Below are 14,022 nucleotides of genomic sequence, written 5' to 3' on the forward strand. Positions count from 1 at the left end.
GCAATAGAGACAGCAGACTGCGAGGGTGACCTCGCAGTTTTTTTTTCAAAAAAAGCAGTGGCGGCATCCCGCAGACTACTTTTTTCTCCCAGAAACTGCTATGATAGCCAAAAGAAGAGGACAAAGGAGCAAGGACAATGGCAGAAGGTCAACGAGTGTTACAGGGAATGGGAACGGTGATCACGATTTGGGTGCAGCATGAAACCCCAGAAGTGATCTTAGAGGAAGCAGCGAAAAGAGCCGTGGCCTTTGAACAGCGTTTTAGTGCCAATGACCCGACGTCTGAGTTGATGCAGATCAATCAGCAGGCAGGACAAGGAGCGATCGCCGCCACACCGGAATTGGTTGAATTGATCGCACTAGGGAAAACCCATAGCTTGCCAAAAGATAGCTACTTAAATATTGCCATCGGTCCTTTAGTGCAGGAATGGCGAATCGGGTTTCAAGATGCCCATCTACCAACGCCTGAGAAAATCGCTGAACTGCTGCCAAAGACTGATCCCGCCAAGATCGTTTTGGATGAAACGCTGCAGACCGTTGGGTTAGCTGCCGGCATGAAGCTTGATCTAGGGGCCGTTGCGAAAGGGTATTTTGCTGATTTGTTGATGGCGTATTTCAAGCAGGTCGGTGTCACAGCCGCTTTGATCGATCTTGGGGGCAATGTGGTGACTTACGGCGATGCCCCGAGCCATGCTGATGGCTATTGGCGGATCGGGATCCAAAATCCTTTCTTGCCAAGAGGGAATTTTGTCGCCGCGTTGAAGGTACACAATCAGTCAGTCGTTACATCAGGGATCTATGAACGAACCTATCAGGTAGCGGGCAAGACCTATCATCATATCTTTGATCGAGAAACGGGCTATCCGTTAGAGTCAGCCATTGCCAGTGTCACGATTCTATCCGACAAATCGGTTGATGGAGAGATTTGGACGACCCGCTTATTCGGCAAAGAGCCACAAGCCATCTTGCAGGAGCTGGCGCCGTTAGAAGGGATCACTGGATTAGTCATTACCAAACAAGGTGAATTGATCTATCCGCAAGAATTAGCACGTTTGATCGAAACGCCAACAGCAGAATGAAAGCAAGCAGCGATCACCTAGGAATATAGGTGATCGCTGCTTACTTTTTTTTGTAAAAAAGGAAAGTTAGACGTGGTGCAAAAAGGCCTCGATCAAGGCGGCTTCGCTGTTTGACAATGCCCGTTCGGCTTGATGGGCAATAAAATAGGTGAGGGACAAGAGTTCCTCTGGCATTGGATAAAGATTAAAAGGGGTCGCGGTCGCTGCTTGTAGCACGCTTTCTGGTACGATCGCAATCCCAAGGTTGTTTTCTGCCAATGCCGCTGCTGTATAAATATTGCTGCTTTCTATGAGAACCGTCGCCTCTACTTTGTATTTTTGCAGCAATTGATCGATTTGGCGGCGAATCGCCGAGCCGCTGGCGGTCAAAATCAATGGACTTTGCAGCAAGTCTTTGACGGCCAATGAATCAGGCGCTAAATACCGCTTCTCTGGTTGATACAGGGAAGAACAAGGCGGAATGATCGCTAGATACCGTTCTTGATTGGTACTGTGGACCGTTAGATTCGGTGCGATCGTCTCAGGATTTTGTCCGATAAAAAAGTCCAGCTGCCCATTCAGCAGGCGTTTTTCATTGTGCTTCGGCAGGTCTTCCCGCAAGAAAAAGTGCACGTTGGGATAGTGTTCATAATACGCAGGCAAAAAGAGCGGCAGCAGGTAAGAACCAAGGCTTGGCAAGATGCCTAAGCGCAAAGAACGCTTCTCGGTCGCGGTATACCAAGACAGCCGGCTTTTCAATTTGGCAGATTCTGTTTCCAAGGTTTCTAGATATTGATAATAGATTTTACCAGCTTCCGTCAGTTGAAAATGTCCCGGCTGCCGATTGATGATGGGGGTCCCCAGCTCTTGCTCGGCTCGTTTCACGGTTTGCGTCAAATAAGGCTGTGAAATGTAGAGATCTTTGGCGGCTTTGGTGTAGTTGCTATGCTTTAACAAGGTATCGAGGTATTGCAGCATCAGATGGGAATCTTTAAGTGCCATCGCGTTGTCCTCCTAGTCATTTTTCTCATTATAACAAATTTGTTATCGATAGATAATTAAATAAATATTTCACAAATAAAGAATTCAGCCGTACACTTAATGGGTACTTGGGGAAGATTTTTTTGTTTAGGAAGAAGCCTTTCATCTCAGTAGGTCGTAAAAATCAACTTGAGAAACGATTGAAAAAAGAAATCAAAGCCAATGGTCAAAAACTTTTTATTTTTTGTTAAATGTTAAATTATTCACAATTAGGAGAGATGATAATGAAATTGATTGGAATCGTAGGAACCAACTCGACGCGTTCGACCAACCGTCGCTTACTGCAATTTATTCAAAGCCATTTTAGTGACCAAGCGGAGATCGAACTTTGCGAAATCAGTGATCTGCCGGCATTTAATGAACCAGAAGATCGGACGGCACCAGCGGCAGTCCAAGCCTTGTCAGAGAAGATCGAAGCAGCAGATGGGGTAATCATCAGTACACCAGAATACGACCACTCGATCCCAGCGGTGTTAAAAAGCATGATCGAATGGCTTTCTTATACGACGCGGCCTTTGATCGATAAACCAGTGATGATCACGGGTGCTTCTCTTGGTGCATTAGGTTCATCGAGAGCCCAAGCCCACTTGCGTCAGATCTTAGATGCGCCTGAAGTAAAAGCCCGAATCATGCCGAGTGCGGAATTTTTGTTAGGGCATTCCATGCAAGCCTTCGATGAACAAGGAAACTTGATCGATAACGAAAAAGTTGCCGAACTAGAAGACTGTTTCAATGAATTTGTCTTGTTCGTCGAAATCACGAACCGTCTGGTCAGTGAATATTCAACGGCTAAAGAACGAGCAAAGAAATTTTCGTGGGAACAAGCATAAGAAAGAGAGGAACTAGTCATGAAATTTGTCGGCCTAATCGGAACGAACGCCAAAAAATCGACCAATCGCCAATTAGTAGCGTTTATGCAGCGAGAATTTGCTGCCCTAGCAGAAATTGAACTGCTGGAAATCAAGGATGTTCCAATGTTCAATGAAACACAAGATCAAACCAATAGTGAAGTGATCCAACGGTTAAATAGCAAGATTTTAGCAGCCGATGGAGTGATTATCGCAACACCAGAGCATAACCATTCGATTCCTTCCGCATTGAAAAGCGTCTTGGAATGGCTCTCCTTCAATCTCCATCCCTTTGATGGCAAACCAGTGATGATCGTCGGCGCATCCTACGATGTGCAAGGCTCCTCCCGAGCACAGCTTCATTTGCGCCAAATCCTTGACGCTCCAGGTGTCAATGCGACAGTCATGCCAGGAAATGAGTTCTTGCTGGGGCGTGCGCATCAAGCCTTTGATGAACAAGGCAATTTAAAAGATCAACGAACGATCGACTTTTTGGAAAGCTGTTTCCGCAAGTTCGTTCGGTTTACGGAAGTCGCTAATTTGTTGAACGTACCAGAAGAAGTCGTTTATGAGCCTGGTGAATACACCGTCACAGCACCAGGACATAACGGGGATCTACCAATGGTCGTCAAATTGAGCGAAGAACGGATCGAAGCCATCGATATCGATACGTCTGGTGAATCAGAAGGGATCGCTGATGTCGTTTTCGTACGGATCCCTCAAGAGATTATTGAAGGGCAAACCTTAAATGTCGATGCGATCTCTGGTGCTTCGGTTACTAGTAACGGTGTCGTCGATGGGGTAGCAAAAGCCGTGAAAATGGCTGGTGCGAACCCAGATGTCTTGCGCAAACGTCCAAAAGCCGCCAGTGCTTTACAAACAGAAGATGAAACGTATACTACCGATGTCGTTGTCGTAGGTGGCGGCGGCGCAGGTCTGAGTGCAGCTGCCAGTGTGCTGCAAGCCAATAAAGACGTGATCTTAGTAGAAAAATTCCCAGCGATCGGCGGCAATACCGTACGTACTGGCGGACCGATGAATGCTGCGGATCCAAAATGGCAAAATGGCTTCTCCGCATTGCCTGGCGAACGCAGTGCTTTAGAAGAAGTGCTGACGATCGATGAACAAGACATCGATGCAGAATACTTGCCAGACTTCAAAGCTTTGAAGGCACAAATCACTGCGTATCTTTCAGAAACGACGCCAGAAAAAGAATACTTGTTTGATTCTGCTTTGTGGCATCGAATCCAAACTTATCTAGGCGGAAAACGCAAAGATTTGAATGGGCAACCGATCTATGGGAAGTACGAGCTAGTGAAAATCTTGACGGATCAAGCATTGGCCTCAGTGAAATGGTTAGAAGAAATCGGCGTAGAATTTGATATGAACAATGTCGATATGCCAGTAGGAGCGAAATGGCGCCGTGGGCATAAACCAGTCAAAAACGAAGGGTATGCCTTTGTATCGGCTTTGCATCAATTCGTGAAAGAACATGGCGGAACGATCTTAACCGATACGCCTGTCAAAGAATTATTGATCGAAGATGGTAAGGTTACTGGAATCATCGGGGAAGGCCGTAACGGTCAAAAAATCACAATCCATGCCAAAGCAGTGATTTTGGCTTCCGGCGGGTTCGGAGCGAACACCAAAATGTTGAAACAATACAATACCTATTGGACAGAGATCGAAGACGATATCAAAACGTCAAATTCACCAGCGATCACTGGTGACGGGATCAAACTAGGGGAAAGTGCTGGCGCGGACCTTGTTGGCATGGGCTTTTCGCAAATGATGCCCGTATCTGATCCAAACACAGGGGCTTTGTTCAGTGGCCTGCAAGTGCCACCTGCTAACTTTGTGATGGTCAATCAAAAGGGTGAACGCTTTGTCAATGAATACGAAAGCCGCGATGTATTGACCCAAGCGGCGATCGATAATGGCGGATTGTTCTATTTGATCGCGGATGAAGAGATCAAGAAAACCGCTTATAACACGAGCCAAGAAAAAATCGATAAGCAAGTAGCTGCTGGTACGCTGTTCCGCAGTGAGACCTTGGCTGGCCTGGCAGAGCAGATCAATGTTGATCCAGCCGTCTTAGAGGCGACCGTTGCGAAATACAACAGCTATGTGGATGCTGGGAAGGACCCAGAGTTTGGCAAAGATGTCTTCGACTTGAAAGTGGAAAAAGCGCCTTTCTATGCCACACCAAGAAAACCAGCGGTTCACCACACGATGGGGGGATTGAAGATCGATCCGCAAACCCATGTGTTGACGAAGGAAGATCAAATCATTGAAGGGCTGTATGCAGCAGGGGAAGTTGCTGGGGGGATCCATGCTGGCAATCGCTTAGGCGGCAACTCGTTGACAGACATCTTTACTTTTGGCCGAATTGCTGGAAAAACAGCAGTCGCAGAACATCTCGAATAAAAAGCCTTGCGCGTTGTGTCTCGACACGCGTGCTAGCTTTTGAAAAAACATGTGAATAAAGTAACATGCTTAAAGCAAAGGAGAGAAAAAATGGAAACAAAAATCAATCGTTGGCTGATTCTGATCGCTTCGACCGCGGTATTGCTGTGTACGGGCGCTGTTTACGCCTTTAGTGTTTTTGCAGGACCTCTTAGTCAATTAAAAGGCTGGTCCATGGAAGAGATCATGTTAGCCTTTACCATCAATGCCGCAGTTGGCCCGATTACCATGATTTTGGGTGGTTTGCTGACAGACCGAGGAGCCGCTAGATGGGTCATCGCTGGTGGAGGCGTGTTGTTCGGAGCGGGCTTCTTCCTGACGGGATTGGTCAACTCACCCGCCATGCTGTACCTGACCTATGGAGTCTTTGCTGGTTTAGGGCAAGGCTTGGCCTATTCGGCTTGTTTAAGCAATACGATTCGGCTATTCCCAGATAAACGGGGACTGGCTTCTGGCTTGATCACAGCAGGTATGGGTGGGGCAGCGATTATTGCCGCACCGATTGCAAATCGTTTGATCGAATCACAAGATGTACTAGCAGCGTTTCGGATTTTAGGGATCGCCTATATCGTGATCGTCTTAGTGGCTAGTCTGTTTATTCGCAAGGCACCAGAAGATTATCGCCCAGCAGGTTGGCAACCAGCGGTGCAAGGGAAAAATGGCCCACAAATCAATCTGAATTGGTTGGACATGCTAAAGACACCAACCTTCTACTTGATTATCGTTATGTTAGGGGCAGGGGCTTTCTCAGGTTTGATGATTGCTTCTAACGCATCAGTGATCGGGCAAAGTATGTTCGGTTTGACGGCAGCCGCCGCTGCTTTTTATGTCAGCTTGTACTCATTGAGCAACTGTTTTGGTCGTGTCCTTTGGGGCACCGTTTCTGATAAAATTGGTCGGACGAATACGTTGATGATCATCTATGGCGTGGTGGCATTGTCCTTATTCTTATTAACGCTTGGTCAAACAACCGTGATCTTCACTGTCGGGATCATCGGTTTAGGACTGTGCTTCGGGGGCGTGATGGGGGTTTTCCCATCGATCGTTATGGAAAATTACGGACCGATCAATCAAGGAGTCAACTATGGAATCGTCTTTATTGGTTATTCTACGGCAGCATTCTTTGGGCCTAGAGTGGCAGCAGCAATCGCTGAAAGTAACCAAGGAGATTATACAAAAGCCTTTTATACAGCAATTTTCTTGGCGGTTTTTGGGCTCGTTCTCAACATTGGCTATGCGATGCTGAAAAAAGCCAGAAAGCCCGCACCTGTTATTAAATAACAATTCAACCAAAGCAGTCTTTTTGATAAAGGCTGCTTTTTTGGTGCCAAAACCACTCTTTTTTCTTTTTTTAAAACAGAGGATTGGCGGATGAAGCAAAAGAGAGAACTGTTTCATAGCAAGAAATTATCTCGTTGATTTCACTGTTTTTTCATCTTAACCCCCCATTTTTTAATAAATCGTGTTACAATAAAAAAAGGCTAATACGACGGAGGGATTAAATGACAATTCGTAAAGAACGACGCCGCTTAGAAAAGCGCTTGAAGCGCACACAATATACCCAAAAAAGTATTACGATGGCTACTACTTTAGTAGCGGGATCAACGTTTATCCCGACCTTAGGGCATGCGGCTGAAACGGCAACGACAGAAACTAGCAATGACCTCAAGGTCGTTGAACAAACAACAAACACTACACCAGAAACCGACAGCACACCGGTTGAGGAAACGACAGCATCGACGACAGCACCTGTTGTGACCGAAGAAACTTCGGAAACGACGGAGGAGTCAGGGACGGAAGTAGTCACTGAGGGATCAGAAACAGCGACGACAGAAAGCACAACAGTCGCTAGTGATGAAGTCTTAGAAGCAGATGAAGTACCATCAGCCCTTTCGGATTTGACCAGTCGGGCATTATTTTCACGGGCAACGATCGATCCGGCTGCCTTTATCAGTCAGATTTGCGGCTATGCAACGGAAGTAGCGGCAGCAAACGATCTGTATGCCTCTGTCATGATGGCACAAGCGATTTTGGAATCTGGCTGGGGCGCATCAACTTTGACGACCACGGCCAACAATATGTTTGGGATCAAAGGTAGCTATAATGGTCAATACGTGACAATGGATACGTATGAAGATGATGGTTCAGGCAATTATTATTTGATCAGCGCCAAGTTTCGGAAATACCCATCATTAAAAGAGTCTTTTGAAGACAATGCGTATGTGTTGCGCAACACGAGTTTTTCTAGCGGCAACTACTATTACAGCGGTGCGTGGAAAAGCAATACGACCTCTTACACGCAAGCGACCGCTTGGCTGCAAGGGCGGTATGCAACCGATACTTCTTATGCCAGCAAATTAAACAATTTGATCAGTACGTATAATTTAACGCAATATGACACTGGCAGCTCAAATGCAGGCGGCGGCAATAGCAATGAAACGATCGTCAGTGATGAAACAGCGATCAATCAGCAAATGAAAACCACGTCATCCATGAATATTCGTTCGGATGCCTCCACCAGTGCCTCTATTACTGGTTCGTTAGCAGCCAATACGACGTTTACGGCAACGGCGACCAAAACGGGCACCAGCGTCAACGGCAACACCACGTGGTATAAAATTTCTGGCAAAGGCTGGGTCAGCGGTGCATATTTGACGAAGGTTTCGACCGATTCTTCAAATAGCAATAGCGGATCAGGCAACACCGGTTCTGACAATAGCAATTCTGGCACGACGATCAACAAAAAAATGAAGACGACGGAAGCGATGAATATTCGTTCCAGCGCTTCTACTAGCGGATCAGTGGTAGGATCACTTAGCAAAGGCACGACCTTTACAGCCACTTCTATGAAAACCGGCACATCAGTCAACGGCAACAAAAATTGGTACTATGTCTCTGGCAAAGGTTGGGTCAGCGGTGCCTACCTTACTGAAGTGACCAACAATAATGCTTCTGAAGCAGAAAAAGAAGACAACAGTTCAAGCATCAATCAAAAAATGAAGACGACGGCCGCATTGAATGTCCGCTCGGATGCTTCTACCAGCAGCCGTGTCGTGACGACGCTTGGTCAAGGGGTGACCGTTACCGTGACAGCGAAAAAGAACGGTACTTCAGTGGAAGGCAATAAAACGTGGTACTACGTTTCTGGCAAAGGTTGGGTCAGTGGTGCCTACTTGACAACAACCAGCAGCTCTTCCAATAACAGCGGTTCAACGACGACAAATCAGAAAATGAAAACCACCGAGATTTTAAATGTTCGTTCCGATGCTTCTACCAGCAGCAGTATTACTGGTTCTTTAAGTAAAGGGGCAACCGTCACGGTTACCGCAACAAAAACCGGGACGACCGTCAATGGCACGAACAAATGGTATTATGTTTCTGGCAAAGGCTGGGTCAGCGGTGCCTACTTGACAGCTGCTAGCAGTGGGTCTTCTAATACGAATACCAGCAGTAGTTCAACGAAGACGCACACGGTGAAATCAGGTGACAGCCTATGGTCACTGGCACAAAAATACAATACCAGCATCAGCCAAATCGCATCATGGAACAAGATCAACAGCAGCTATACGATCTATGTCGGGCAAAAGTTGATCGTTTCTAAATAATAAGCAAAAGCAACCGCGTGTATGCCATTGGCTCACGCGGTTTTTTATGCTGGATCAAGCGTTCACTAAGCTGCTAGCGGTTTATCAAGAAACTACTTGTTTTTCGTAAGCGCAATCAAACTATTTGGTCAATCATAGAACCCTGCGTTAGAATGAAAGAAGCAATAGAAATTGCTAGTTTTAAAAGAATTGCTTCAGAACCAGAACAATCGAAGCGTACACAAAATAAGGAGGATTTCACATGCACAACAGAAACCTAACGATTATTGGCAGTTACGACACTCGAACAGAAGTATTACCGGTTATTGAGCAATTGACAAACGAAGGCTATGGCAAAGACGATATCGTGCTGTATGCGAATCAAACAGTCATCGATCAATTTGGGTTAGAATCCATCGATGATGTGGAAGTGGAGCATGCTGCTAGTGAAGACGAAGATCGTTCGCTTTGGGAAAAAATCAAAGATGCGTTTTCTTTTGGCGATTCAGATCACAGAGACGATGAACATGATCCATTATACGGCTACCGAGATGACATCGAACGAGACAAACTCGTTGTCGGCGTCTACGATTATCAGCCGATGGACAAAATAACGGATCGTGATGCAGATACTGAGCCAATCATCGATCAACCGTTACCAGGTGAAACAGCGATGCCCGATGAGTCCGTTCATCCAACACCGCGCATGGGAGACAGTGATATTGAAGCACCGATCCATGACCCGAATCATCTGCGAAACTTATAAGTAAAAGAATTTCTTAAGTAAAGGAACCATTAAAGCCAGAGGAACGAGCATCCGTCGCACCTGCCAACCCTTAGTGAAGGGATGGGCCCGCAGGTGATCGACCGTCGCCCTCGGGCTTTTTTTGTTGCGCAACGGGCATTCATGTCTTTGTCATCTTTGAAAATAAAACTTAATTTGTTGACGATTGCTTTTTTTTGTATAATATAAGAATGAGATAGATTATTGACGGAAGGTCCAACCATATTTTTGGGAAAGGATGGGGAGTGCGATGAAATTCAAGTTCAATATGCAGTCGGCATTAGTCAGTTGTTTTGTTGCGGTTTTTTTGAGTGTGGCGATCAATCAAGATGCCAATGCCTTTGTTGCCGCGCCCTTTGTTCGAGATTCTTCCAGTAGTTCCTCCGAGCCACCTTACCAGACCGCAAGCAGCAGTATCGAAGAAACCTCTGATTCCAGTCAGATTTTTTATGAAGCCAGTGTTAGTTCGTATACACCTTCTTCAACGACTAGTCGCTCGATCGAAGCGTCGACAAATGAAGGCACGTCTGTTTCTGTAAGTGAAGCAGAGACAGAGCCTAGCGTCAGCACTTCAGCAAGTAGCGAAAGCAGTTCGAGTACCGCGCCGAGTGGCGGATCAACCACCACTAGCGATACTTCTAGCAGTAGCGCTAGCAGCAGTTCTTCAAGCTCTTCCAGTACGAGTTCGACCAGTACTACAACAAGCAGCTCCAGCAGTGAAACGACTGAGCCGTCTTCAGAAACCTCCAATAGCGACGACGAAGCCGCGGAAGATACGAGTGAAAATGTTGATCTAACAGTCGAAGGGGCTCACTGAGCCTGACTGTAAAAATCAATCTCATCTAAAGGGACCATTTCAGCTAGGCCTTGTGCCTAGCTTTTTTATTTGCTTATGTTCAGAGCCACGAACACACCAAGTGCACGAAGGATGCGCGATTCCTCACTCTGAGACTTCAAAAAGTAGCAAAGAGGAAGGTTTTTTGGAGGATTGCTGGGACAGAAAAGAGCTGTCTTACGCTTTTATTCACTGCCTCCATAAAAAAACTGCACTTGCAAGCATATCATAAAGTGATTCTGAGTAGTTTCGCTATAATAAGTGCGAGGAGGGGTGTTATGGGAAAGTATTTTAAGCACTTCGAAAAATTGATTAGTGTTGTGGTTGATATTATGTTAGGACTGTTGGTTCTGTTGGTTTTGGTGGTGATGGCGGAAGCGATCTACAAAATCGTTGTCCATGTGATCCCACTGCATGAAGTTAGCGATCTTTCTTTATTGATCGAAGAGATCGCCACATTGTTTATTTTACTGGAAATTATTTTGATGTTATTGCGTTACGTAAAAGAAGGTCACCATATTCCGGTGCGTTACTTGATTTTGATCAGTATCACAGCAATTTTAAGAGAGCTGCTTTTAGCGCAAGGAAAAGGGTTAGAAACGCTCTTTTTGGCGTTAGCGATCTTGGTCTTGATCATTGTGCTGCAGGCGTTGGAAAAACTCAAAGCCTTTCATAGTTCCAAAGGACTGTAAAAAAAATCATCCGATTGGTTGACGAATGACTCGTCAAGGGATCGGATGATTTTTTAATTCTTCAAAATGCACTCGACTTTCTTGCTGCAGCCGCTTGCCGATATCTGTTTGGCCTACCGTTGTTCTTTCCGTTTGCCGCACGACGATTTTTTTCTGATTGACGATGTCACGTCGCTGCTGGATGGCTTGCTGGCGATCTGTAAAGGGTTGATGGGCTGCTAAGGTCATGCCGAAGGAATTTGACAACAGCGTGTAACCAGCAATGCCTGTGACGGATTGATAGGAGCGAGAGAGTCCGCCATCGATCACCAATAAACGACCATTTGCCTTGATGGGCGTCTCGCCTTTACGCACTTTGACAGGGGTATGGCCATTGATGATGTGACCTGTCGGCGGCAGACCGAAGGCAGCTAGGACACGGCAGCAGAAGTCTTCGTTTTCCCTTAAAGAATAATAGGCATTTTTTTGTTCCGTATGGGTGTTGCGATCTGCTATAAAGTAGCGCTCAAAGGTTTTCATGGCTTTTTTGCCAAAGAGGGAAGAGCCTTCGCCGCACCAAAGATACCAGATCATATCGGTGGCAAGGTCTGTTTGCTTTTCTGGTTGGGCAAAGCTTTCCTGCAAACATTGCTGAAAAAAGTCCATCAACGCTTTGCCTGCTAAGGGCTGCTGCTGGAAAGTAAAGGCCAGGAAATCGCCGTTTTCCTGACAAGGCAGGCAGCCGTGATACAGCAGGTTGTCGTTGAAGCGCTGATACAATGTGCCATGCTCAACTAAAAAGCGCATATGCGCAGCTAAGCGAGGCGAGCGTTGAAATTGGCTCAGCAAATCTTGCAGTACCTCATGTTCTTCTGCTGTCAAACGGTAAGGATCATCGGGATCTACTAGTTGAAAACAGCCGTTGATCAAAGGATAGGTCTGGTCTAGCTGGATTTGTTGCCGATCTTGAGACAAGCGATGCAACAAGCAGCGCTCTGCCATCGCAAATGCTGGTCGCCGCTGGATCACGGCTGCTTCGACTTTGAATTGGATGATGGCAAACGCCTGTTGCAAAAGCATGGCTGCTTTTTTTTGCTGGCTTGATAAAGGGTCCACTGTTTTTTGCGGATAAAAGCCTTCATTTTCTGTGTAATATTTTTGGCTAAAAGCCAGTGCTTTTGATAGATCGATCCCATAACCATCTTGTAATAATGCCAGATTGCCGTAGCGAGCAGCGATGCGGATCGTATTGGCCAAACAGGGCAGCGAGCCGCAAAAGCTGCCGATCCACAAAATATCATGGTTGCCTAGCTGAATATCCAGTGAGGGCAAAGTCATCAAGCGATCGACGATTTTGTCTGGCGCTGGTCCGCGATCATAAATATCGCCTAAGACGTGGAGATGATCCACTACGAAGCGCTGAATCAAGTACGCCAGTTCTTGGCAAAAAAGCGGGGCTGCCTCTAATTCAATGATCTTATCAAAAATCGCCCGATAGTAAGCTTCTTTATTGAAGTCAGCATCATATTGGTACAACAGTTCTTCTAAGATATAAGCAAAAGAAGACGGCAGTGCTTTGCGTACCTTGGAGCGTGTGTATTTACTGGAAGTAAAGCGGGCAACTTTCACTAGCTGTGCCATCTTTAAGCGCCAATCGGCAGGGGTCCATGCCTGTTCTTGTAATAGCTCCTCTGGATAATAAATGACAAAACAAAGTTCGGTCTGTTCTTCTTTCGTCAAGACGCCAGTAAACAAAATCTCGACTTTTTCTCGGATACTGCCAGAACCATTCCGCAAAATATGGTCAAAGGCATCGTATTCACCATGCAGATCGCTGACAAAGTGCTCGGTGGCTTTCGGCAGCTGCTGGATGGCTTCCAAGTTGATGATCTCGGTCAGGTTTGCCAAGGCGTCTTTATTGAACATGGACCTGTTCTTTGGCTTGTTCTTCAATCAGCATCGCGCTTTCTTCAATGGAGCGTTTGCTGACATCGATCACCGGAATGTTCAGCTTTTTGAACCATTCATTCGCGTAAGCTAATTCTGCTTCGATTCGTTCACAATTGGTGTAATGGGTCTCTTCTTTTAAGCCCAATGAATGCATTCGGGATCGCCGAATCTCGGTCAGAGATTCTGGATTCGTGGTCAAACCGACCATTTTTCGCGGGTCGACTTGGTGCACTTCGGCTGGCAAAGCAACTTCAGGAATCAAAGGCAGATTTGCCACTTTGTAGCCGCGGTTTGCCATGTATAAACTCAATGGTGTCTTCGAGGTTCGCGAAACCCCTAAGAGGACAAAGTCAGCATCGAGAAATCCCCGTGGGTCTTTGCCGTCGTCGTATTTCACCGCAAATTCCATCGCTGCCACCCGGCTGAAATATGCTTGGTTCAAGCGATGCAAGGCACCAGGCTCTTGGACGGCTTCTAAACCGAATGTTTTTTCCAGCATCGTGGTCAAGGGCGACATAAAGTCGACATACTGCAAACCAGTCCGCTTGGCAAAAGCATCAACAAAGGCGACTAATTCTTTATTGACTAAGGTGGTAACGACGATCGATTTGTCTAGCAAGGCATCTTTGAGGATCTCGCCTAAGCTCTCTTCATCATTAGTAAAGGGAAAGAGCTGGATGTCTGAAAGGTCGATCGTGGGAAACTGCGCGGAAACGGCTGCGATCAGCTTTTGTGCCGTTTCGCCTACGGAATCTGAAATCAAATATATTCGAACGTTCTTCATT

The 14,022-nt window shown here is 46.3% G+C and carries 11 protein-coding genes; 8 read left to right on the plus strand and 3 right to left on the minus strand.

What is annotated here, in order from left to right; translation table 11 throughout:
- Positions 1-137: 137 nt before the first annotated feature.
- The gene (locus tag A5878_RS00525) at positions 138-1,079 is read left to right on the plus strand and encodes an FAD:protein FMN transferase (RefSeq protein WP_086294334.1); all 942 of its coding nucleotides are present in this window, start codon (positions 138-140) and stop codon (positions 1,077-1,079) included.
- Positions 1,080-1,145: 66 nt separating this feature from the next.
- On the opposite strand, the gene A5878_RS00530 is transcribed toward A5878_RS00525, so the two are convergent.
- Complete coding sequence (locus tag A5878_RS00530; RefSeq protein ID WP_086294335.1) at positions 1,146-2,060, minus strand: LysR family transcriptional regulator; 915 nt, start codon at positions 2,058-2,060, stop codon at positions 1,146-1,148.
- 263 nt (positions 2,061-2,323) lie between these two features.
- Between A5878_RS00530 and A5878_RS00535 the strand changes: the two genes are divergently transcribed.
- From A5878_RS00535 to A5878_RS00570, 7 genes are all read left to right on the plus strand, one after another.
- Positions 2,324-2,929: an NADPH-dependent FMN reductase gene (locus A5878_RS00535; RefSeq protein ID WP_008376652.1), complete on the plus strand. Its 606-nt coding sequence runs from the start codon at positions 2,324-2,326 to the stop codon at positions 2,927-2,929.
- Positions 2,930-2,947: 18 nt separating this feature from the next.
- Positions 2,948-5,374: a flavocytochrome c gene (locus tag A5878_RS00540; protein WP_074535589.1), complete on the plus strand. Its 2,427-nt coding sequence runs from the start codon at positions 2,948-2,950 to the stop codon at positions 5,372-5,374.
- A 90-nt stretch (positions 5,375-5,464) separates the two neighbouring features.
- Entirely contained in the window at positions 5,465-6,694 is a 1,230-nt protein-coding gene (locus A5878_RS00545) for an OFA family MFS transporter (protein WP_086294336.1), read from the plus strand.
- Between the two features lie 221 nt (positions 6,695-6,915).
- Positions 6,916-9,018: an SH3 domain-containing protein gene (locus tag A5878_RS00550; protein WP_086294337.1), complete on the plus strand. Its 2,103-nt coding sequence runs from the start codon at positions 6,916-6,918 to the stop codon at positions 9,016-9,018.
- 241 nt (positions 9,019-9,259) lie between these two features.
- On the plus strand, positions 9,260-9,763 hold the full coding sequence (locus tag A5878_RS00555; RefSeq protein WP_005226556.1) for a general stress protein: 504 nt from the start codon (positions 9,260-9,262) through the stop codon (positions 9,761-9,763).
- A gap of 268 nt (positions 9,764-10,031) precedes the next feature.
- Positions 10,032-10,598, plus strand: a complete 567-nt coding sequence (locus A5878_RS00565; RefSeq protein ID WP_086294339.1) for a hypothetical protein — start codon at positions 10,032-10,034, stop codon at positions 10,596-10,598.
- A 296-nt stretch (positions 10,599-10,894) separates the two neighbouring features.
- Positions 10,895-11,308 (plus strand): phosphate-starvation-inducible PsiE family protein, encoded by a 414-nt coding sequence (locus A5878_RS00570; RefSeq protein WP_005232820.1) that lies wholly within the window; start codon positions 10,895-10,897, stop codon positions 11,306-11,308.
- Between the two features lie 33 nt (positions 11,309-11,341).
- Here A5878_RS00570 and A5878_RS00575 read toward each other — a convergent pair whose 3' ends face one another.
- Complete coding sequence (locus tag A5878_RS00575; RefSeq protein ID WP_086294340.1) at positions 11,342-13,213, minus strand: fructose-1,6-bisphosphatase; 1,872 nt, start codon at positions 13,211-13,213, stop codon at positions 11,342-11,344.
- Positions 13,203-14,021: a pyruvate, water dikinase regulatory protein gene (locus A5878_RS00580; protein WP_086294341.1), complete on the minus strand. Its 819-nt coding sequence runs from the start codon at positions 14,019-14,021 to the stop codon at positions 13,203-13,205. The genes A5878_RS00575 and A5878_RS00580 overlap by 11 nt, the downstream gene beginning before the upstream one ends.
- Position 14,022 lies beyond the last annotated feature (1 nt).

It is taken from the genome of Enterococcus sp. 3G6_DIV0642, assembly GCF_002140635.1.
In the GTDB taxonomy this organism is placed as follows: domain Bacteria; phylum Bacillota; class Bacilli; order Lactobacillales; family Enterococcaceae; genus Enterococcus_D; species Enterococcus_D casseliflavus.